Genomic DNA, 20654 nt, shown 5'->3' on the forward strand with positions numbered 1-20654 from the left:
GGCTGGCAGCGGCACCTGCTGCGTCGGCCAGGTGCGGGTTCGGAGTGTACGTGCGCGGGTGCCGATTCCGGCTCACGCGCAGCCGTGTTCGCTGGCACAGTCTGTGCCGTACGTGCTCAGGCGGCGGCCCAGGTTTCCACGTGCTCGACCAACTGGTGCAGGTCGCAGAAGCGGTTGTACAGCGGCACCGGTGCGATGCGGATCACGTCCGGTTCGCGCCAGTCGCCGAGCACGCCCACCGACTGCAGGGACTCGAACAGCGAACGCCCCTGCGCGCGGCCGCCGGCCACCCGCAACGACAGCTGGCAGCCACGCTGCGCCGGCGCGGCCGGGGTGACGATCTGCAGCACCTGCGGCACACGGGCGTGGATCAGCTGTTCCAGATGCCCGGTGAGGTGTTCGGACTTGGCGCGCAGCGCCGCCATGCCGGCCTGGTCGAACAATTCCAGCGAGGCACGCAGCGGCGCCAGCGCCAGCACCGGCGGATTGCTCAGCTGCCAGCCTTCGGCCCCAGGCGAGGGCACGAACTGCGGATCCATACGGAACCGGGTCTGCTGCTCGTGTCCCCACCAGCCGGCCATACGCGGCAGGTCGCTGTTGGCATGGCGTTCGTGCACGAAACAGCCACCCACCGCGCCGGGGCCGGCATTGAGATATTTGTAGTGGCACCAGACCGCGAAATCCACGCCGTCGTCGTGCAGCGTCATCGCGATATTGCCGACCGCATGCGCCAGATCGAAACCCACCGCCGCGCCCTGTGCGCGTGCCAGCCGCACGATTTCGCCCAGGTCGAAGGCCTGGCCGGTGCGGTACTGGATGCCGGGCCACAGCACCAGCGCCAGCCGCGGACCATGCAGGGCGATGGCATCGGCAATGGCCGCCATCGACAGCGTGCCGTTGGGTTGGTCGGCTTGCACTTCGATCAGCTGCGTGGCCGGATCCAGCCCATGCAGGCGCAGTTGCGATTCCACCGCATGGCGGTCGGATGGAAACGCGCCGGCTTCGATCAGGATCGCGCCGCGCTCGGGCGTGGGGCGGTAGAAGCTGGCCATCATCAGGTGCAGGTTGACGCTGAGCGTGTTCATCGCCACCACTTCGCCGGGCAGTGCGCCGACCACCCGGGCCAGACCATCGCGCACCAGCTGGTGATAGGTCAGCCACTGGGTGGGACCGGTGAAGTGGCCCTCCACCGCGAGCGCACCCCACTGGTCGAGCACCTCGGCCACCATCGCGCGTGCGGCGCGTGGCTGCAGGCCCAGCGAGTTGCCGACGAAATAGGTCTGATCCTGGCCGGCATGCTGCGGGAAGATGAAGTCATCGCGCAGCTGGCGCAGCGGGTCGGCGGCGTCCAGTGCAACGGCATGGGCGCGGGACAGCAGGTCGGTCATGATCACGGCTCGCAACGCAGGTCAGTGGCGCAGTTTACCCGCCGGCACCCTGTGCGCCGTCATGCGCGGCCGGTACGTCGGGCGCGGCGGTGGTCGCGGCTGGCCGGGCAGGGCGCAGCAGATGCGTCAACGTGCCGATGCTGTCGGTGATGCGGTCTATGGTGTCGGCCAGTGCGGCGGTGGCCGGCGAGCCGTCGGGCAGGGCCGCCAATGCATCGGACAGCTGGCGCTCGGCGCTGCGCAAGGTGGCCGCGGCGGGAATGCCGCCGTCGAGCAGGCAGGCGATCAGCTCGGACAGCGCCTGGTCGGCCTGTTGCGCGAATGCCGGCAGCGCGTCCAGCGCAGGCAGGGGATGGCCGTCGCGCAGCACCGCCTCCAGCGACAAGGTGGCGCGGATCAGCCGGTTGCCGTTGGCCAGCAACGACTCGGCGAGTTTGAGCTCGTGCAGATTGCGCCGGCTGCGCGGCTCGCCGCGCAGGCGTTCGATCGAGGCCTGCGCATTGGTGCGCGCCACGCGTGCGGCAGCGCGGGTGTCGCCCAGATCCTCCATCCTGCCGAGTAACAGATTGCGCAGATGATCGCGATACGCGCTGAGCAGCTGCGCCAGCGATGCGCGGATGTGCCGGCGCTCGCGCGTGGGCCACAGCGCGTAGGCGATCAGCGCCCAGGCGCTGCCGGCCACCGTCGCCTGCAGGCGCGCACCGATGGCCTCGCCCGGTGCCACGCCCTCGAAGGACAGCAGCAGCACCAGCATGCCGGTCAGGAACGCCACGCCGATGCCGTAGTTCACCTGCGTCAGCAAACGGAAGCCCAGGCAGAACAGTGCCAGCAACGCCAGGCGGACGCTCGCGCCATCCATCGCCAGATGCGCCAGCAAGGTCGCCACCAGCAGGCCGACGAAGGTGCCGGCCACGCGCAGGGCACCGAAGCTGAAGGTGCCGCCGAAATCCGGCTTGAGCACGATGGCGGTGGTCATCGGAATCCAGAAGCCGTGCGGGATCTGCTGCCAGCGCTGGAAGGCGATCGCCAGTGCCAGGCACACGCCGCAGCGCAAGGCATGCCGGAAGGCCACCGAGGACAGATCCAGGTTCGCGCGCAGCGTGGCCCAGGTCGCGGCGGGCCTGAGTGCCGCCGGCAGGCGCGCTTCGGCCAGCTGCGCCTGGATTTCGCCGCGGCTGCTGGCCCAATGCGCGTTGCGGATCAGCGCGCGCAGCTGGCCGCCCAGGCCTTGCGCGCGTGCTACCGCCACCCGCACCAGTCGGCGCTCGCGGGTGTCGGCGTTGTCGTGCTGGAACTGCGCCAGCGCGGCGACCAGATCGTCGAAGCCGGTCATCGAGGCATTGGCGGCGAGCGGGTCTTCGCCCACCGTCATTGCATGCGCGAGCTGTTCCAGCACGATGGCGCTGCGTTCGAGCACGCGCTCGATCGCCGGCCGCGCCTGCGACTCGGTCAGGCGGGTGTCGGCATCGGCCAATGACAGCAGCTCCAGCCGCACGCGCTCGCACAGCTCGGCAATGATGCGGAAGCTCTGCACGGCGATCGCGCGCGAGCGATGCTCGCCATGCAGCATCACCATCGCATCGAGCACTTCCTGGGTGGCCGGCGGCGGGGCGCTGGCTTCCGGACGCTGGCGTGCGATGCCGGCCAGTTGACGCATCAGGTCGGCCAGCGCGAAGCGCTCCGGGCGATAGCGTTGCAGCGGCCAGGCGGCCAACGCCAGCACCACCTGGAGCAGGCCGCCGGCAAAGATCAACGCCGCCACACCCGCTGCCTGCTGCACCGGCAAGCGCATGTCGGCGCTGACCACCAGCAGGATCATGCTGGTCAGCCCTACACGCGCCGCCACCGGGCCGAGCGCCACCAGCAAGCCGCCGCCAAGGCCGAGCAGCAGCCCGGCGATCACCAGGGCCGGCGTGTTGTGGCCGACCCAGATGCCGAGCAACGCGGCCAGACCGGCAGCCAGCGCGGCCATCAGCATGCGTTGCAGGCGCGCGCGATACGGGCCGGGCTGGTCGGTGAACATGGTGTTGAGCGCGCCGGTACACACGGCCAGGCCGGCGGCGACATGCCCGGTGGCCACGCCGACCGCCAGCGGCAGCACCACCGCGGCGGTGTTGCGCAGCGCGACGCGCAGCGGCACGTCGCGCGGTTTGAGGTCGATCAGCGTGCGCAGCATGGCATGCGGCTCAGCGCGGGCACGCAGCGTGGCCGCCGCGCGTGCACGCGGTTGAAACGCAGCACGTTGCGGGCAGTTGCGCCGTCGTTGCAATTGCGCGGCATTACGCTGCCGACGTGACGCACACGCGCGGCCATCGAGCGAACGCGCTCCGAAGACCTGCGCAAGACGTGCCCAGCCGTGCCATACGTCATCGCCCGCTCATGCCTGGACAGTGGCATAGCGCTCCGGCGCAGGATGCAGGTGTCCGCACCGGGTGCAGGTGCGCAGCGCGAGCGAGCGGTAGAAATGATCGAACACCGGCGGAAAATCGGTTTCGATGTCCTGCAGCGGAAACATCGCCTCGTACAGCTTGTGATTGCACTGCGGGCAATACCACTGCAGGCCGTCCTGCTCGTCGGGCAGGCGCTCGCGTTCGATCACCAGGCCGATCGAGCCGGCCGCGCGCTGCGGCGAATGCGGCACCTTGGGCGGCAGCAGGAAGATCTCGCCGGCGCGGATCGGGATGTCGCGTGCCACACCGTCATCCTGCACCTTCAGCACCATCTCGCCTTCGAGCTGGAAGAACCACTCCGGGCCTTCGTCGTAGTGATAGTCGGTGCGCGCATTCGGCCCGCCGACGATCATGATGATGAAGCCGTCCTGCTGGATGCATTTATTGCCCACCGGCGGCTTGAGCAGGTGGCGGTGTTGCTCGATCCAGGCTTGCAGGTTGATCGGCGGGACCAGCATCGACGTTCCTCGGCAAAGAAGACGTCCAGCATAGCCAACCGACGGCGCCGATGGGCGCCGCGGCGGGATGGCGTGCGGGTGCGGCTCAGCGTTCGGCGTGATCGGCCTGGATCTGTGCCAGCGCCGCGTCGTAGCGTTCCTGCAGCAGTTCGGGGCGGTCGATCGACATGCCCAGGTCGTGCGCACGTCCGTCGCGCAGGCTGTAGACCCAGCCATGCACCTGCAGCGCTTGGCCGCGCTCCCAGGCATCGCGCACGATGGTGGTGCGGCAGACATTGACCACCTGTTCGAGCACGTTGAGCTCGCACAGGCGCGCATGCTGGATCGGCAGGTCGCCCGCATCGTGCAGGCAGGCCTCGTGCTTGTCGGCCACATCGGTGACGTGGCGGATCCAGTTGTCGACCAGGCCCATGCGCTTCTGGGTCAGGCTGGCAAACACGCCGCCGCAGCCGTAATGGCCGACCACCAGGATGTGCTTGACCTTGAGCACGTCGACGGCGAACTGGATCACCGACAGGCAGTTCAGATCGGTGTGCACGACCACGTTGGCGATGTTGCGATGGACGAACACCTCGCCCGGCGCCATGTCGATGATCTGGTTGGCCGGCACGCGCGAGTCCGAGCAGCCGATCCACAGATACTCGGGCGTCTGCTGGGTGGACAGCTTGGAGAAGAATTCCGGGTCCTCGCGACGGATGCGCTCGGACCAGGCACGGTTGTTTTCAAGCAAATGGTTGAGCTCGTTCATGGGGGCAGTATTCCAGAGGACGAAGGGCAGTGTGTGATCGACAGATGAGCGAAAGGAAGTGATGCGCAAATCGATGCTGTATGGCACCGCTCATGCTGCGCCATCGCGTACCTGCAGGGCATCGCGCATCAGCGATGCCAGCTCGCGGGAGTCGGCGGACGCCTGTTGCTGGAGTGCCTCGCTCACGGCAGCGACATTACCGGCCGGATGATTCTGGCTGAGCTTGAAGGTCAGCTCGATGCGGCTGGGGACGAAGCGGAAGCCGACCAGGCCGCGCAACTGGCGGCGGTGGCTGTCGCGTTCCATCTCGAACAGCCAGTCGCTGCCGACGCGCTGCTCGAAGTGCGCGCTCATGCGGCCGATCAGGTCGCCCAGCGCCACCTCATCGCTGACCTGCTCGCAGCGTCCATGCAGATGCGCCACGGCGTAGTTCCAGGTCGGCACGCGTGCGGCCGTTTCCTTGTCCGGATACCAGCTCGGCGACACATAGGCGTGCGGGCCCTGCACCACGATTACCGCATCGCCGGGGCTGCGCGCCTGCGGATTGGGGCGCGCCCAGTGGCCTTCGATGACCACTGCCTGCGTCTGGCGTCGGTACAGCACCGGCAGATGCGAGATCGCCGGCTGCCCGTCCTCGCCACCGCTGATCAGGGTGACGAACGGGTCGCGCGCGATCAGCCAGTCCAGCAGTGCCAGATCGGTCTGCGCGAACGCGCGCGGGGCGTACATGTCAGGCGCGACCGCCCAGGGTCAGCACCATGCGTTCGCGCAGGTCGGCATCGTCGTCGCCGCGCGGCGGCGACACCTCGTCGAGCGAGAAGCCACGCATCAGCGCGTCTTCCTCGTCCAGGCCGTCGAGCGCGACGAATTCGGCATCGAACAAGGCCGCACGGGCGCTGTCTTCGCTGTCGTAGGGCAGGATCTTGCCGTCGCTGTCCAGGACTTCGGCGGTACCGGCCTGCTTGACGCGCAGGCGCGCCCAGATCAGCGTGCGGCCGATCGTGGCCAGCCACCACGAATCGTGGTGGTCCTGTGCAGTGTCTTGCGGGGTATTCATGGCATTACCTTGGAAAGCAGGCCGAGCAGGGCCGCCATGCCCAGGCCGAAGAAGATGGTCAGCAGCGACAGCCAGGCGGGTGTGGCCAGACCGGACAGCGCATTGTCGCGGTGGCTGCGGTAGCGCCGTGTCAGCAACCAGCGCAGTGCCGCAGGGCTGATGAAGGCCGGATCGCCGAAGCTGGCCAGCGCCTCGGGATGACGGTCGCGCAGGTGCACCAGCGTCAGTGGCCAGAAGATCAGCAAGGCGGTGAGCCCGGCGACGGCGACGCCGACAAAACACAGTGCGAAGAACAGGGTCATGTGCCCGCCGGCCTCAGTAAGCGTTGCAGAAGTGCTGCGCCAGCCACCGGCGCAGCGATGCTCCACCCTAACGGACGCCTGGCCCGGAGGAGGGCCTGGCGTGCCGTGTCACCCTGCCGCCACGCACCTGGAACCGGAAGCGTGGCTGCCGGCTCGGCTGGCCGGACGCCGCACACGCCTGCCATGCCGAGGCTTGGCAGGGCCGGCGCCAAGGCCGGCGATTGCAGGTGCGGGGCGGCGGCAGCCAGCAGGCGCACGGTCAGAACTCGGCGCTGCCCGGTGCGCGCGGGTAGGGGATGGCGTCGCGGATATTGCTCAGCCCGCACACGTAGACCACCAGGCGCTCGAAGCCCAAGCCGAAGCCGGCATGCGGCACCGAGCCGTAGCGACGGAAATCGCGGTACCAGCCGTAGTGCTCCTGATCCAGGCCGAACTGCGCCATGCGCGCATCCAGCACGTCCAGGCGCTCTTCGCGCTGGCTGCCTCCGATGATCTCGCCGATGCCCGGCGCCAGCACGTCCATCGCCGCGACGGTCTTGCCGTCGTCGTTCAGGCGCATGTAGAAGGCCTTGATGTGCTCGGGGTAGTTGGTCACCACCACCGGGCGGCCGATATGTTCTTCGGTCAGCCAGCGCTCGTGCTCGGTCTGCAGGTCCAGGCCCCATTCGACCGGGAAGTCGAACTTCTTGCCCGAGTTCTGCAGCAGCCTCACCGCCTCGGTGTAGTCGATCTGCTCGAACGGCGCATTGATGAAGGCTTCCAGCTTGCTGATGGCGTTCTTGTCCACGCGCTCGGCCAGGAAGGCCAGATCGTCGCCACGTTCGTCCAGGACGGCGCGGAACAGGTACTTGAGGAACTGTTCGGCCAGGCGCGCGTCTTCGGTCAGGTCGGCGAAGGCGATTTCCGGCTCGATCATCCAGAACTCGGCCAGATGGCGCGTGGTATGGCTGTTCTCGGCGCGGAAGGTCGGGCCGAAGGTGTAGACCTTGCTCAGCGCCAGGCAGTACGCCTCCACGTTGAGCTGGCCGGACACGGTCAGGAAGGTTTCCTTGCCGAAGAAGTCGCGGCTGAAATCCACCGCACCGCTGGCATCGCGCGGCAGGTTCACCATGTCCAGCGTGGAGACGCGGAACATCTGCCCGGCGCCTTCGGCGTCGGAGGTGGTGATGATCGGGGTGCTGATCCAGTTGAAGCCGTTCTGGTGGAAGAAGCGGTGCACCGCCTGCGCCAGGCAGTTGCGGATGCGGGTGACCGCACCGAACAGGTTGGTGCGCGGGCGCAGGTGCGCCACTTCACGCAGGAACTCCGGCGACATCGGCTTGGGCTGGATCGGGTAGGTCAGCGGGTCTTCGACCCAGCCGACGATCTCCACGCCGCTGGCCTGGATCTCGAACGACTGGCCCTTGCCCTGCGATTTCACCAGCACGCCCTTGGCGATCAGCGAGCAGCCGCTGGTCAGGCGCTTGATCTCGTCGAAGTTGGGCAAGGTGTCGTTGGCCACCACCTGGATCGGGGCAAAGCACGAGCCATCGGTCACGTTGATGAAGGCCAGTCCGGCAGATCCGCGCAGCGTGCGCACCCACCCCCGTACCGTGACTTCGCCGCCTTCCGGGAGTTTTCCCGCAAGCGCATGTTCAACGCTGACCACCGTCATGACTTGTCCTCGCCGTAGCGACTTTGAATGGTCTGCGAGTTTACTGGCTGCGGGCGCGCTGGCGCGAGCATCTGAACGGCTTGCCGGTGGTCGCGCTTGTCGACGGCGGGGCATGGCCCCATCTGGGGAACACGTCGTATCAGCGGGCGCAGCCCCGGTCGGTGCAGCCTCGCTATACTTGCCACCAGTGTTTTACCATCGTTTTCGGAGCATCTCCCATGGCCATCAGCCTCACCCCCGCCGCGCTGGAGCGCGTGCAGCGTTTCGTGCAGCAGACCCCGGGGACGCTGGGTCTGCGCTTTGGCGTGACCAAGACCGGTTGCTCGGGCTGGGGCCATGTCACCGACTTGGCGCGCGAGAAGCGCGACGACGATGCGGTGTTCGAGCAGCAGGGGGTGCGCATCTTCGTCGACGCGGTCAGCCTGCCGCTGGTCGATGGCACCTGCATCGATTTCGGCAAGCACGGCCTCAGCGAGACCTTCACCTTCAGCAACCCCAACGCGACCGCCGAGTGCGGGTGCGGGGAAAGCTTCACGACCGAAGCCGAGCATCGCTGAGCCCGGCTGAGCCCACCGGCACTGGAGTCCCTTCTCCCCAGGGGAGAAAGTGCCCGAAGGGCGGATGAGGGCACGGGCGAAGCCATGAGCCTTCGAATGCTGCGCGGGCTTCGCCACCCGACCCTCACCCCAACCCCTCTCCCGAGAGGAGAGGGGCTTTTAGCCTCACGGCAGTCTGCCTGGTTGCGGCTAAGCGACTGAACTGCCATACTTTCCTGCTTCCTGCCCGGTTCCGGGCGGGAACCCTTGCTCCACCGGCCGCCTTGCGCGGGTCACCGGGGAGCTGTCCGGCCCACGTGGCCACATCCGAAAGGTAATACAACATGAGTCGTCATTACGAAGTCGTGTTCCTGGTCCACCCGGATCAGAGCGAGCAGGTCCCGGCCATGATCGAGCGCTACAAGTCGCTGATCGAGGGCGGTAACGGCACCATCCACCGTCTGGAAGACTGGGGCCGCCGTCAGCTGGCCTACCCGATCCAGAACTTGGTGAAGGCGCACTACGTGCTGCTCAACATCGAAGTCGACCAGGCCGTGCTGAGCGAGCTGGTGGAAAGCTTCCGCTTCAACGATGCGGTGCTGCGTCACCTGGTCGTCAAGCGCGATGGCCCGGACACCGAGCAGTCGCTGATCATGAAGAGCAAGGACGAGAAGGGCGACAAGCCCGAGCGTAGCGAGCGTCGTCGTCGTGATGACGATGAGGGCGATGCTGCACCTGCCGCCACCGATACCGACGGCGACAACGCCGAAGCCGCTTAAGGAGCGCTGTCATGTCCAAGTTCTTCCGTCGTCGCAAGTTCTGCAAGTTCACCGCCGAGGGCGTCAAGGAGATCGATTACAAGGATCTCAACACCCTGCGCCAGTACCTCACCGAGAACGGCAAGATCGTGCCGAGCCGCGTGACCGGCACCAAGTCCAAGTACCAGCGTCAGCTGGCCACGGCCGTCAAGCGCTCGCGTTTCCTGGCGCTGATCCCGTACACGGACAATCACGACGTCTAATCCGAGTCCCTCGGAATAGCCCGCACGGTTGTATGTGAGTCCCTCAGTTGTATATGGGTCCCTCACAAGAGCCCGCACATCCATGTGCGGGTTACTAAAAATATAGAGGCCGGTCGTTCGAGATGCGGTGTTGATCGTGCTGTTGCGATTCCCAAATCCCGATTCCCGAATCCCGTCTTTTCGGACAGCAAACGTTGCGTCGGCCAAAGCGCCGGCGCTAACGAATAACGGAGCACCACCATGGATCTGATTCTTCTGCAGAAAGTGACCAATCTCGGCGGCCTGGGCGACAAGGTCAGCGTCAAGCCGGGTTACGGCCGCAACTTCCTCGTGCCGCAGGGCAAGGCCGTACCGGCCACCGCTGCCAACGTCGAAGCGTTTGAAGCCAAGCGTGCCGATTACGAAGCCAAGGCCAACACCATCCTGGCCGATGCCCAGAGCCGCGCCGGCAAGTTCGAAGGCGCCAGCGTCACCATCGGCGCGCATGCGTCGACCGAAGGCAAGCTGTACGGCTCGGTCGGTCCGCGCGACATCGCCGAGGCGTTCACCGCCGCCGGCCTGCCGCTGGAAAAGAGTGAAGTGATCCTGGGCGAAGGCGCGTTCCGCAATGTCGGCGAGTACGACGTTGTGCTGCACCTGCACGCCGATGTGGAAACCTCGGTCAAGGTCATCGTCGAATCCGACGCCTGATCCACGCTGCACGCTGTACCCGAAGGGCGCCTGGTTGGGCGCCCTTCGTCTTTGTGCGGCCGCGCCAACGATGGCAGGCCCGCTATACTCGTGTTCCATTGCCGGTTCCACGGCCTGCAGATCTTGTGGATCAAGGGCTTAGGTGTCGGCTTCACAGGAAAAAGCGCCTGCCGGCCTCGCCCGTGCGGTGCCCGGAACCTTCAGCCCCATGCGCCTGTCCACGATCAAACTGTCCGGTTTCAAGTCGTTCGTCGACCCGACCACGTTGCACCTGCCCACCAACATGACCGGCATCGTCGGACCCAATGGCTGCGGCAAGTCCAACATCATCGACGCGGTGCGCTGGGTGATGGGCGAAAGTTCGGCCAGCCGCCTGCGCGGCGACTCGCTGACAGACGTGATCTTCTCCGGCTCCTCGGCGCGCAAGCCGGTGTCGCAGGCGACGGTGGAGCTGATCTTCGACAATTCCGATCACACCATCAGCGGCGAGTTCGCCTCGTTCAACGAGATCTCGGTCAAGCGCCTTGTCAGCCGCGACGGCAACAGCGCCTACTACCTCAACGGCACCAAGTGCCGGCGCCGCGACATCACCGACCTGTTCCTGGGCACCGGTCTTGGCCCGCGCAGCTATTCGATCATCGAGCAGGGCATGATCAGCCAGATCATCGAGGCGCGCCCGGAAGACCTGCGCGTGTACCTGGAGGAAGCCGCCGGCATTTCCAAGTACAAGGAGCGCCGCAAGGAAACCGAAACGCGCATCCGGCATACCCGCGAGAACCTCGATCGCCTGGGCGACCTGCGCGAAGAGATCACCAAGCAGCTGGCGCATCTGCAGCGCCAGGCGCGCCAGGCCGAGCAGTATCAGGCCTTGCAGGAAGAGCGCCGGATCAAGGACGCCGAGTGGAAGGCGCTGGAATACCGCGGGCTGGACGGGCGGCTGCAGGGCCTGCGCGAGAAATTGAACCAGGAAGAGACCCGGCTGCAGCAGCTGATCGCCGAACAGCGCGATGCCGAGGCGCGGATCGAAACCGGGCGCGCGCGTCGCGAGGAAGCCGCCGAAGCGGTGGCCAAGGCGCAGGCCGATGTCTATCAGGTCGGTGGTGCGTTGGCGCGCATCGAGCAGCAGATCCAGCACCAGCGCGAGCTCTCGCATCGCCTGCACAAGGCGCGCGACGAGGCGCAGAGCCAACTGCAGGAACTGACCCAGCACATCAGCGGCGACTCGGCCAGGCTGGCGGTGTTGCGCGAGGCGGTGGACGCTGCCGAACCGCAGCTGGAACAGCTGCGCGAAGACCACGAATTCCGCCAGGAGTCGCTACGCGAAGCCGAGGCGCGCCTGGCCGACTGGCAGCAGCGTTGGGAAACCCATAACCGCGACACCGGCGAAGCCTCGCGTGCCGGCGAGGTGGAACGCACGCGTGTGGATTATCTCGATCGCCAGTCGCTGGAGGCCGAACGCCGCCGCGAAGCGCTGGTCAACGAGCGCGCCGGGCTGGATCTGGACGCGCTGGCCGAGGCGTTCGAGCAGATCGAGTTGCGCCACGAAACCCAGAAGACCTCGCTGGACGGGCTGACCGAACAGGTCGAAGCGCGCAAGCACGCGCTCGGCGGGCTGCAGGAACAACAGCGCGCCAGCCAGGGCGAGCTGGCCGAGGTGCGCAAGCAGGCGCAGGCCGCGCGTGGCCGGCTGTCGTCGCTGGAAACCTTGCAGCAGGCCGCACTCGGCCAGGAGCAGGGCGCGGCGGTGGCGTGGCTGACCTCGCGCGGGCTGGATTCTGCCGCGCGTGTGGGCGAGCGCATCACGGTCGAAAGCGGCTGGGAAAACGCGGTCGAAGGCGCCTTGGGGCAGTTGATCGAAGGCGTGCTGGTGGAGGCGCCCGAACAACTGGTCGATGCGCTGGGCGAATTGGGTGATGGCCGCATCGCGCTGGTGTCCAGTGCCGACGACAACGCGACATTTGCGCCGACCTCGCTGGCGGCCAAGGTGCAGGGGCCGATCGCGATCCGTCGCCTGCTCGCGCGCCTGCACGCGGCCGAGGATCTGGACGCGGCACGTACGCTGCAGCGCAGCCTGCCCGAGGGCGATTCGGTCATCACCCGCAGCGGCGAGCGGCTGGGCGAGGGTTGGGTGCGGGTATCGCGTTCCGGCGCCGCCAAGCAGGGCGCCTTGCTGCGCGAGCGCGAGATCCAGGAACTGCGCGCGCAGATCGAAACGCTGCAGGAGCGCGAAGCCGAGCTTGAACAGCGCCTGGGCAGCTTCCGCGAGCAGCTGCTGGCGGCCGAACAGCAGCGCGAAGATGCGCAGCGCCAGTTGTACATGGCGCATCGCAGCGTGTCCGAACTGGCCGGCCAGCTGCAGAGTCAGCAGGGCAAGGTCGATGCCGCGCGCACGCGCATCGAACGCATCGAAAACGAATTGTCGCAGCTGCTGGAAACGCTGGACACCAGCCGCGAGCAGGCACGCGAGGCACGCGCCAAGCTCGAAGACGCGGTGACCCTGATGGGCGATCTGCAAGGGACCCGCGAGGCGCTGGAGAACGAACGCCGCCAGCTCACCGATGCGCGCGACCAGGCCCGCGATGCCGCACGTGGCGTGCGCGATGCGATGCACGCATTGGCGCTCACGCTGGAATCGCAACGCACCCAGATCACCTCGCTGAGCCAGACGCTGGAGCGCATGGACAGCCAGCGCGGCCAGCTCGATACGCGCCTTGAGGATCTGGTCGCCCAGCTCAGCGACGGTGACTCGCCGGTGGAAACGCTGGAACACGAGCATCAGGCCGCCTTGAGCGAGCGTGTGCGTACCGAGCGCGTGCTGAGCGAAGCGCGCACGATGCTGGAGAGCATCGATGGCGAACTGCGCAGCTACGAGCAGACCCGTCAGCAACGCGACGAACAGGCGCTGGCCCAGCGCGAGCGCATCTCGCAGCGCAAGCTCGATCAGCAGGCGCTGGTGCTCAGCGCAGAGCAATTGGAGGCCGCCGTGGTGAAGGCCGGCTTCGTGCTCGAGGACGTCGTCAATGGATTGCCGGAAGCAGCGAACGTGGCCGAGTGGGAAGCGGCAGTCGGCCAGATCGACGGGCGCATGCGGCGGCTGGAGCCGGTCAATCTGGCCGCGATCCAGGAGTACGGCGAGGCTGCGCAGCGTTCGGAATATCTGGACGCACAGAACCTGGATCTCAACACTGCACTGGAGACGCTGGAAGAGGCGATCCGCAAGATCGACCGCGAAACCCGCGGCCGCTTCAAGGACACCTTCGACCGGGTCAATTCCGGCGTCCAGGCGCTGTATCCGCGCCTGTTCGGCGGTGGGCACGCCTATCTGGAGCTCACCGGCGAAGACCTGCTCGATACCGGCGTGACCATCATGGCGCGCCCGCCGGGCAAGCGCGTGTCCAGCATCTCGCTGCTGTCCGGTGGCGAGAAGGCGATGACCGCGGTGGCGCTGGTGTTTGCGATCTTCCAGCTCAATCCGGCGCCGTTCTGCCTGCTCGACGAGGTGGACGCACCGCTGGACGAAGCCAATGTCGGCCGGCTGGCCAACATGGTGCGGGAAATGAGCGAGAAGGTGCAGTTCCTGTTCGTCAGTCACAACAAGGCAACGATGGAGGCGGCGCGTCAGCTCTCGGGCGTGACCATGCGCGAGCCGGGCGTCAGCCGCCTGGTCAGCGTGGACCTGGAAGAGGCCGCACGTTTGGCGGGTGCGGCATGACGTGCCATGCTTGTTGGAATATAGACACCTGTCACTCTTATGCGGAGGCACGCTGAATGTCCGACATGGCCATGATCCGGATCGGGATCCTGATCGCTGGACTGCTGCTGGTCGCGGCCATCTTCCTGTTTGGTCGCCCGAAAAAATCGCCGCAAGGCCGCCGGGTCGACAAGGACGACGGGCAGCCGCGCGAGCGCCGCGAGCCGGTGATTTCCGGCGAGCCCGGCGTGGAGGGCGACCCGTTCGCGCGCAGTGAAGGCGCCGAGCAAAGCGAACTGAACCTGGACGATGCCGATGCGGCCGGCGGCAACGATGTCGGCAAGCGCCCGAACCAGGACTTCGACAAGATCGTGTCGCTGTTCGTGGCCGCCAAGGCCGGCCAGGTCCTGCGCGGCGAAGACATTGTCGTCGCTGCCGAGAAGACCGGGCTGGTGTTCGGGCACATGAATGTGTTCCACCGCCTGGTGGAAGGGCATCCGGAGCGCGGGCCGATCTTCAGCATGGCCAGCATCCTCAAGCCCGGCAGTTTCGACATGGCCAACATCCGCGAGATGCAGACCCCGGCGATTGCGTTCTTCCTCACCTTGCCGGCGCCGATGACCGCGCTGGATGCCTGGGAAAAGATGCTGCCGACCGTGCAGCGCATGGCCGAACTGCTCGACGGCGTGGTGCTGGACGACAGCCGCAATGCGCTGGGCCGTCAACGGGTGGCGCATATCCGCGACGAGCTGCGCGCCTACGACCGCCAGCACCAGGCCCCGCCGCTGACCAAGTCGCCGCGCTGGTGAGTTCCCTCTCCCGCAGGAGAGGGCATCAAAGCCACTCTCCTGCGGGAGAGGAGTTGGGGTGAGGGTACGGGGCGAAGCCCTGGGGTAGTTGGACGGCACAAGGCTTCGCTTGCACCCTCATCCGCCCCTTCGGGGCACCTTCTCCCGATGGGAGAAGGGATGACCACCCAGTGCCGTGCGCTCAGCGCTTCGCCTTGGCAAAGGCCTCGCGAAACCGCAGCATCTCCGCCTCGGTGCCGACGCTCACACGCACGCGCTTGGGCCAGATCGGCCAGCTGCGGCCGACGATGACGCCTTGTTTCTGCATCGAATCGGCGAACACGCCGGCATCGCGCTTGACGTCGAGCAGGAAGCAGTTGGCCTGCGTGGGCAGGCAGGTGTAGCCCTTGGTCTTGAGCCAGGCGATGGTGTCGTCGCGCACGCGGGCGTTTTCCGCGCGACGGGTCTGCACCAGTTGCGGGTCGCGCAGGCTGGCGATGCCGGCGGCCATTGCCGTGACCGACAGCGGGTTGCTGCCCAGGCTGGCGAGCTTGGTCTGCAGCCCCGGCGGCGCCAGCGCGGCGCCCAGGCGCAGGCCGGCCATGCCGTAGAGCTTGGAGAAGCTGCGCAGCACGATCAGGTCCTGGCGCTGACGCACCAGGTCGGCCACGGACGGCTCGTTGCTGTAGTGGATATACGCTTCGTCGACCACCAGCACGGCGCTGGCCGGCTTGTTGGCCAGCAGCCACTCGATATCGGCGCGCGGGGTGATGGCGCCGCTGGCGTTGCCTGGATTGCACAGGTAGATCAGGCCAGCAGTCGGGTCGGCCTTGGCCATTGCCTTGACGTCGTGGGCGCCGTCGGCCCGTAACGGCACCTTGCGTACCGGCACGCCGCGGGCATTTGCGCTGTCGACGATCGGATCGAAGCTTGGGTCTGCCACCACCAGCCCTGCACGCGCGGAGGTGAACAGGCTGCCGGCACGATTCAGCGCATCCCTGGACCCGGGAAAGAACGCCAGATGGTCGCCGGGCAGCTGCAGCTCGCCGGTCATCAGATTGCGCAGGTCCTGCTCCATCTCGACCTGATAGCGGCCCGCGCGTGCCAGCGAGCGGGTTGCGGCATCCAGTGCGGCCGGTGCGGGGCCAAGCGGATGCTCGTTGAGGTTGAGAAACACCGCGCCCGCTGCCGGCGCCACGCCGGGCTTGGCCGGCGCAGCCGCGCGTTTGCGGGCTGCCTCGGCCGCAGGGGGCAGCCCCAGTGCGGAAACTGCCACGCCAACGCTGGCGAGGCTGAGAAACGAACGGCGCGAGACAGGCAACGACACGGGTAAGCTCCAGGCGAGCAGGCAAAGAGGGCGCCACGCTAGCGGGTTTGCGCCTGTCTGCCTATCGGGAAAATCGCTGCAGGGCTCGCTGTCGCACGGTTTGCCAGCTGCCCGGCCGCACTTGCACCCCGGCATGGCCCGTTAGAATGGGCGGCCCAGAGCCAGCCCAGCGATCGCATGACTGTCAGCCCGGACCCCGCGCAGCGTATCGACGCCCTGCGTCATCGTATCGAGGACGCCAACTACCGCTATCACGTGCTCGACGAGCCGCAGATGGCCGACGTCGACTACGACCGCCTGATGCGTGAACTGGAGGCATTGGAGGCCGCGCATCCGGAGCTGGCCAGCGCCGATTCGCCGACCCAGCGCGTCGGCCACCTGGCCGCCTCGCGCTTTGCCGAAGTGCGGCATGCCCTGCCGATGCTGTCGTTGGGCAATGCCTTCAGCGACGAGGAAGTGACCGAGTTCGTACGGCGTATCAGCGAGCGGCTGGAGGTGAAGCAGCCGCTGTTCTCGGCCGAGCCCAAGCTCGATGGCCTGGCGATCAGCCTGCGCTACGAAAACGGCGAGTTCGTGCAGGGCGCAACGCGCGGCGACGGCGCTACCGGCGAGGATGTCAGCGCCAATCTGCGTACCGTCAAGGCGATTCCGCTGCGCCTGCGTGGCGCAGGCTGGCCGCAGGTGCTGGAAGTGCGCGGCGAGGTGTACATGCCGCGCGCCGCCTTCGAAACCTACAACGCGCAGATGCGCCTGCACGGCGGCAAGGTGCTGGCCAATCCGCGCAATGGCGCCGCCGGTTCGCTGCGCCAGCTGGATGCGCGCATCACGGCGCAGCGCCCGCTGAGTTTCTTTGCCTACGGCGTGGGCGAAGTGAGCGAAGGTGCGTTGCCGCAGACGCATTCGGCAATCCTGGCGCAGTTGCGCACGTGGGGTTTCCCGGTCAGCGCCCTGGTCGAGGTGGTGCAGGGCAGCGCGGGCCTGCTGGCCTACTACCAGCGCATCGGTGAAGCGCGCGATGGCTTGCCCTTCGACATCGATGGCGTGGTGTACAAGCTCGACGATCTGGCCGGCCAGCGCGAGATGGGCTTTGTCGCGCGCGCGCCACGCTGGGCGATTGCGCACAAGTTCCCGGCGCAGGAGCAGTCCACCACGGTGGAGGCGATCGAGATCCAGATCGGCCGCACCGGTGCGGCCACGCCGGTGGCGCGGCTGAAGCCGGTGCACGTGGCCGGGGTGATCGTCACCAATGCCACCTTGCACAACGCCGACCAGATCGCGCGGCTGGATGTGCGCGTGGGCGATACCGTGATCGTGCGGCGTGCCGGCGATGTGATTCCGGAGGTGGCCGGCGTGGTTGCCGAGCAACGGCCACCCGGCACCCAGCCATGGCAGATGCCCACGCACTGCCCGGTGTGCGGGTCGGAGATCGTGCGCGAGGAGGGCGAGGCGGTGTGGCGCTGCTCCGGCGAGCTGACCTGCCCGGCGCAGCGCAAGGAAGCGTTTCGGCATTTCGTCTCGCGCCGCGCGATGGATGTCGATGGCCTGGGCGAAAAATTCATCGAGGTGCTGGTCGATAGCGGTGTGGTGCAGGGCGTGGCCGACCTGTATCTGCTCACCGTGGATCAGCTGCTGCAACTGCGCCTGATCAGCACCGCCGAGAGCCCGCATGCGTTCCTGCGCGAGGCGCGCGAGCATCTGGCCAGCGGTGCGTATGGCCAGCTGGAAACCACCGTGGTCGGCATCGGTGTGGACCTGGCCGGCGAGCGCGAGGTGCCGCACACCTGGCAGGCGGACCTGTTGCGCGCCGGCCTGCCGGCGTTCGACTGGAACCGCAAGAAGATCGCCACCAAGTGGGCGGAAAACCTGATTGCGGCGATCGCGCAATCGCGCGATACCACGCTGGAGCGTTTCCTGTTCGCGCTGGGTATCGAGCATGTCGGCGAAAGCACCGCCAAGGCCTTGTCGGCGTGGTTCGGCGACCTTGAACTGATCCGCCATCTGCCGTGGCCGCTGTTCAAGCGCGTGCCGGACATCGGTGGCGAGGTGGCGCGTTCGCTCGGGCACTTCCTCGACCAGCCCGGCAATCAGCAGGCCATCGACGACCTGCTGCAGCGTGGCGTGCGCATCGGCGATGCGCATCCGCCATCGCCCAAGCTGCGCGAGGCGCTGAGCTTTGCCAGCGTGCTGGAAGACATGGACATCCCCAAGGTGACGCCGGTGCGTGCGCAGCAACTGGCTGCCGCGGTGGCTTCGTTCGACGCGCTGCGCAATGCGGGGTCCGATGCCTTGCAGCAGGCCGGCGTTCCGGCGGCGGTGGTGGCGTCGTTGCTGCAATGGCTGGAGCGGCCGGAAAACGCGGCCCTGGCCAGCGCCGCGCAACAGGCGATGGAAACGGTGCTGGCGCGTCTGCCCGCAGCCGATGCGCTGCAAACGGGCCCGCTCGACGGCCAGACCGTGGTGATCACCGGCACCCTGGCTGCGCTCACCCGCGATGCGGCCAAGCAACGGCTGGAGGCGCTGGGCGCCAAGGTCGCCGGCAGCGTCTCCAAGAAGACCGCGTTTCTGGTGGCCGGCGAAGAGGCCGGGTCCAAGCTCGACAAGGCGCAGTCGCTGGGTGTGGAGATCTGGGATGAGGCGCGCTTGCTGGCCTTCCTCGGCGAGCACGGCCAGCAGCCATGAATGCAGCGCAGGTCGATCTGGCCGCGTTGCGGTTACGCGCGCGGCTCAACGCGCTGATCCGCGATTTCTTCGCCGAGCGCGACGTGCTGGAAGTGGAGACGCCGGTGCTGTCGGAGGCCGGCAACACCGAGCCGAATATCGACAGTTTCAGCACGCGCTTCAGCGGCCATGTCGATGCCGGCGCGCCGGTGCGTTGGTTGCGCACATCGCCGGAATATCCGCTCAAGCGGCTGCTGGCCGCCGGAGTGGGCGATTGCTACGAGCTGGGGCGGGTGTTTCGTAACGGCGAGGCCGGCGGCCGCCACAATCCCGAGTTCAGCATGCTCGAGTGGTACCGGGTGGGCTGGGACGATCGCGCGCTGGCGCAGGAAACCATCGCGCTGGTGCGCCGCGCGCTTGCGCTGGTCGGGCGCCAGGCGCAGGTGCAGGTACTGAGCTATCGCGCGTTGTTCGTGCAGGCACTGGGCATCGACCCGTTGCGCGACCCGATCGAAACGCTGCGCGCACCGCTGCACGATGTCGCGATCGATCCGGAGGGCCTGACCCGCGACGATTGGCTGGATCTGCTGATGACCCATCGGCTCCAGCCGGGCTTTGCCAGCGACACGCTGACCGTGGTGCACGACTGGCCGGCCAGCCAGTGCGCGTTGGCGCGCATCCGCCCCGACGAGCCGCCGGTGGCCGAGCGCTTCGAGCTGTATCTGGGCGCTTACGAGGTGGCCAACGGGTACCACGAGCTCAACGATGCGCAGGAGCAGCGTGCGCGCTTCATGCGCGACAACGCGGTGCGCGCGGCGCGCGGATTGCCGCAGCTGCCGGTGGATGAGCGGCTGCTGGCGGTGCTGTCGCAACTGCCCGACTGCGCCGGGGTGGCGGTCGGCGTGGACCGGCTGTTGATGGCCATGCGCAACACCACGCAGATTGCCGATGTGCTGGCCTTCGCGTTCGCCCGCGCCTGACCCCGGCAAGGACTGCAATGGCCCCGGCGTGGCATCGTCGCGCACGGTGCGCCCCGCTGCCATCCCGCTGTCATGTCCCCCGTATTGCTATCTTCACATCGATGATGCTCTCATCGTGGCGTCCACGGGGGGCGCGGCGCAGAGTGTGTTTGGGTGAGGATTGTCGGCATGAAGTGGCTGATCAGCTTATGCGGTTTGTGGTGCGTGCCGCTGCTGATGCTCGCCGATGCGCGCGCGGTCGATCGCGTCTCCGGCGTGGTGCGCTGCGAGTCCAAGGACATGGCACGCGTGCATTGCGCGATGGATACCGAACATGGCGTGCAACTGGTGCGCCAGCTGTCCGAAACCAGCTGTATCCGCGGCAGCGAGTGGGATGTCGAACGCGATGGCGTGTGGGTCGAACAGGGCTGCCGTGCGGAGTTTGCCAGCGCGCGCGCGTCGCAGGCCCCGCAGATGCGCCGCGTGGTGCGCTGCGATTCCAACGGCGGCAAGGTGGTCTGCCCGGTGGTGCTGCGTGGTGCGCCGGTGCGCTTGCTGCGCCAGCGCTCTGTCTGGCCGTGCAAGGAAGGCCGCAGCTGGGGCGCGCGCCGTAACGAAATCTGGGTCTCGCGCGGCTGCGATGGCGAATTCGAAGTCGCTGCCGAGGACGGTTCCGGCTTCGTGGCAGTGCCGCGCATGGTGACCTGCGAATCGAAAAAGGGTGCACGTCGCACCTGCGGCGTCTCGGTGGAGCGCCGGGTGCGTGTGGGCCGGCAGCTCTCCAAAAAAGAATGCGTGGAAGGCCAGACCTGGGGCTGGAGCCGCGACGGCGTCTGGGTCAACGATGGCTGCCGCGCCGAGTTCATCGTCGACTGAGAGAATTGATCAACAACTCAAGCCCTCGGTTGTCTTGAGAGGACTGAGCGG

Annotated in this window: 18 protein-coding genes; 9 read left to right on the forward strand and 9 right to left on the reverse strand. The window is 67.3% G+C overall.

Annotated features, from left to right (window positions below; translation table 11 throughout):
• Positions 1 to 116 precede the first annotated feature (116 nt).
• From kynU to asnS, 8 genes are all read right to left on the reverse strand, one after another.
• Positions 117 to 1388, reverse strand: a complete 1272-nt coding sequence (kynU, locus tag EO139_RS17055; RefSeq protein WP_126971594.1) for a kynureninase — start codon at positions 1386 to 1388, stop codon at positions 117 to 119.
• 34 nt (positions 1389 to 1422) lie between these two features.
• Positions 1423 to 3564: an FUSC family protein gene (locus tag EO139_RS17060; protein ID WP_104648438.1), complete on the reverse strand. Its 2142-nt coding sequence runs from the start codon at positions 3562 to 3564 to the stop codon at positions 1423 to 1425.
• Positions 3565 to 3765: 201 nt separating this feature from the next.
• Complete coding sequence (locus tag EO139_RS17065; RefSeq protein WP_126941784.1) at positions 3766 to 4296, reverse strand: 3-hydroxyanthranilate 3,4-dioxygenase; 531 nt, start codon at positions 4294 to 4296, stop codon at positions 3766 to 3768.
• An 85-nt stretch (positions 4297 to 4381) separates the two neighbouring features.
• On the reverse strand, positions 4382 to 5044 hold the full coding sequence (gene can, locus EO139_RS17070) for a carbonate dehydratase (protein ID WP_126971596.1): 663 nt from the start codon (positions 5042 to 5044) through the stop codon (positions 4382 to 4384).
• A gap of 90 nt (positions 5045 to 5134) precedes the next feature.
• The gene (locus EO139_RS17075; protein ID WP_126971598.1) at positions 5135 to 5773 is read right to left on the reverse strand and encodes an FMN-binding negative transcriptional regulator; all 639 of its coding nucleotides are present in this window, start codon (positions 5771 to 5773) and stop codon (positions 5135 to 5137) included.
• 1 nt (position 5774) lies between these two features.
• Positions 5775 to 6101, reverse strand: coding sequence for a hypothetical protein (locus EO139_RS17080; RefSeq protein ID WP_104648442.1), 327 nt, complete (start codon positions 6099 to 6101; stop codon positions 5775 to 5777).
• Complete coding sequence (locus EO139_RS17085; RefSeq protein ID WP_104582804.1) at positions 6098 to 6403, reverse strand: hypothetical protein; 306 nt, start codon at positions 6401 to 6403, stop codon at positions 6098 to 6100. Before EO139_RS17085 ends, EO139_RS17080 begins: the two co-directional genes overlap by 4 nt.
• 259 nt (positions 6404 to 6662) lie before the next feature.
• Positions 6663 to 8057: an asparagine--tRNA ligase gene (asnS, locus tag EO139_RS17095; RefSeq protein ID WP_126941790.1), complete on the reverse strand. Its 1395-nt coding sequence runs from the start codon at positions 8055 to 8057 to the stop codon at positions 6663 to 6665.
• A 218-nt stretch (positions 8058 to 8275) separates the two neighbouring features.
• Here asnS and EO139_RS17105 point away from each other — a divergent pair, with 218 nt between their 5' ends.
• From EO139_RS17105 to zipA, 6 genes are all read left to right on the forward strand, one after another.
• Positions 8276 to 8614 carry an iron-sulfur cluster assembly accessory protein gene (locus EO139_RS17105; protein WP_126971600.1) on the forward strand — a complete coding sequence of 113 codons (339 nt, stop codon included), beginning with the start codon at positions 8276 to 8278 and terminating at the stop codon, positions 8612 to 8614.
• 323 nt (positions 8615 to 8937) lie between these two features.
• Positions 8938 to 9372, forward strand: coding sequence for a 30S ribosomal protein S6 (gene rpsF, locus EO139_RS17110; protein WP_006451585.1), 435 nt, complete (start codon positions 8938 to 8940; stop codon positions 9370 to 9372).
• 11 nt (positions 9373 to 9383) lie between these two features.
• Entirely contained in the window at positions 9384 to 9614 is a 231-nt protein-coding gene (rpsR, locus tag EO139_RS17115; RefSeq protein WP_005991243.1) for a 30S ribosomal protein S18, read from the forward strand.
• Positions 9615 to 9854: 240 nt separating this feature from the next.
• Positions 9855 to 10304 (forward strand): 50S ribosomal protein L9, encoded by a 450-nt coding sequence (gene rplI, locus EO139_RS17120; RefSeq protein ID WP_016904199.1) that lies wholly within the window; start codon positions 9855 to 9857, stop codon positions 10302 to 10304.
• A gap of 208 nt (positions 10305 to 10512) precedes the next feature.
• The gene (gene smc / locus EO139_RS17125) at positions 10513 to 14016 is read left to right on the forward strand and encodes a chromosome segregation protein SMC (protein ID WP_119129115.1); all 3504 of its coding nucleotides are present in this window, start codon (positions 10513 to 10515) and stop codon (positions 14014 to 14016) included.
• A gap of 56 nt (positions 14017 to 14072) precedes the next feature.
• Complete coding sequence (zipA, locus tag EO139_RS17130) at positions 14073 to 14804, forward strand: cell division protein ZipA (protein ID WP_104648445.1); 732 nt, start codon at positions 14073 to 14075, stop codon at positions 14802 to 14804.
• Positions 14805 to 14985: 181 nt separating this feature from the next.
• On the opposite strand, the gene EO139_RS17135 is transcribed toward zipA, so the two are convergent.
• On the reverse strand, positions 14986 to 16110 hold the full coding sequence (locus tag EO139_RS17135; RefSeq protein WP_126971602.1) for a pyridoxal phosphate-dependent aminotransferase: 1125 nt from the start codon (positions 16108 to 16110) through the stop codon (positions 14986 to 14988).
• A gap of 177 nt (positions 16111 to 16287) precedes the next feature.
• Between EO139_RS17135 and ligA the strand changes: the two genes are divergently transcribed.
• The 3 genes from ligA (at position 16288) to EO139_RS17150 (ending at position 20603) form a co-directional block, all read left to right on the forward strand.
• Positions 16288 to 18789 carry an NAD-dependent DNA ligase LigA gene (ligA, locus tag EO139_RS17140; protein ID WP_126971604.1) on the forward strand — a complete coding sequence of 834 codons (2502 nt, stop codon included), beginning with the start codon at positions 16288 to 16290 and terminating at the stop codon, positions 18787 to 18789.
• Entirely contained in the window at positions 18786 to 19748 is a 963-nt protein-coding gene (gene epmA / locus EO139_RS17145) for an EF-P lysine aminoacylase EpmA (RefSeq protein ID WP_126971606.1), read from the forward strand. Before ligA ends, epmA begins: the two co-directional genes overlap by 4 nt.
• A gap of 168 nt (positions 19749 to 19916) precedes the next feature.
• The gene (locus EO139_RS17150; protein WP_115676690.1) at positions 19917 to 20603 is read left to right on the forward strand and encodes a DUF3011 domain-containing protein; all 687 of its coding nucleotides are present in this window, start codon (positions 19917 to 19919) and stop codon (positions 20601 to 20603) included.
• The last annotated feature ends 51 nt before the right edge of the window (positions 20604 to 20654 follow it).

Source organism: Xanthomonas sp. BRIP62411, from assembly GCF_003993525.1.
GTDB classification, from domain to species: domain Bacteria; phylum Pseudomonadota; class Gammaproteobacteria; order Xanthomonadales; family Xanthomonadaceae; genus Xanthomonas; species Xanthomonas euroxanthea.

Coding starts and splice junctions, on each gene's coding strand:
- kynU (WP_126971594.1), bottom strand. CDS start 1,388: ATGACCGACCTGCTGTCCCGCGCCCATGCCGTTGCACTGGACGCCGCC.
- EO139_RS17080 (WP_104648442.1), bottom strand. CDS start 6,101: ATGAATACCCCGCAAGACACTGCACAGGACCACCACGATTCGTGGTGG.
- epmA (WP_126971606.1), top strand. CDS start 18,786: ATGAATGCAGCGCAGGTCGATCTGGCCGCGTTGCGGTTACGCGCGCGG.
- ligA (WP_126971604.1), top strand. CDS start 16,288: ATGACTGTCAGCCCGGACCCCGCGCAGCGTATCGACGCCCTGCGTCAT.
- EO139_RS17075 (WP_126971598.1), bottom strand. CDS start 5,773: ATGTACGCCCCGCGCGCGTTCGCGCAGACCGATCTGGCACTGCTGGAC.
- EO139_RS17060 (WP_104648438.1), bottom strand. CDS start 3,564: ATGCTGCGCACGCTGATCGACCTCAAACCGCGCGACGTGCCGCTGCGC.
- rpsF (WP_006451585.1), top strand. CDS start 8,938: ATGAGTCGTCATTACGAAGTCGTGTTCCTGGTCCACCCGGATCAGAGC.
- rplI (WP_016904199.1), top strand. CDS start 9,855: ATGGATCTGATTCTTCTGCAGAAAGTGACCAATCTCGGCGGCCTGGGC.
- rpsR (WP_005991243.1), top strand. CDS start 9,384: ATGTCCAAGTTCTTCCGTCGTCGCAAGTTCTGCAAGTTCACCGCCGAG.
- asnS (WP_126941790.1), bottom strand. CDS start 8,057: ATGACGGTGGTCAGCGTTGAACATGCGCTTGCGGGAAAACTCCCGGAA.
- EO139_RS17105 (WP_126971600.1), top strand. CDS start 8,276: ATGGCCATCAGCCTCACCCCCGCCGCGCTGGAGCGCGTGCAGCGTTTC.
- zipA (WP_104648445.1), top strand. CDS start 14,073: ATGTCCGACATGGCCATGATCCGGATCGGGATCCTGATCGCTGGACTG.
- smc (WP_119129115.1), top strand. CDS start 10,513: ATGCGCCTGTCCACGATCAAACTGTCCGGTTTCAAGTCGTTCGTCGAC.
- can (WP_126971596.1), bottom strand. CDS start 5,044: ATGAACGAGCTCAACCATTTGCTTGAAAACAACCGTGCCTGGTCCGAG.
- EO139_RS17150 (WP_115676690.1), top strand. CDS start 19,917: ATGAAGTGGCTGATCAGCTTATGCGGTTTGTGGTGCGTGCCGCTGCTG.
- EO139_RS17065 (WP_126941784.1), bottom strand. CDS start 4,296: ATGCTGGTCCCGCCGATCAACCTGCAAGCCTGGATCGAGCAACACCGC.
- EO139_RS17085 (WP_104582804.1), bottom strand. CDS start 6,403: ATGACCCTGTTCTTCGCACTGTGTTTTGTCGGCGTCGCCGTCGCCGGG.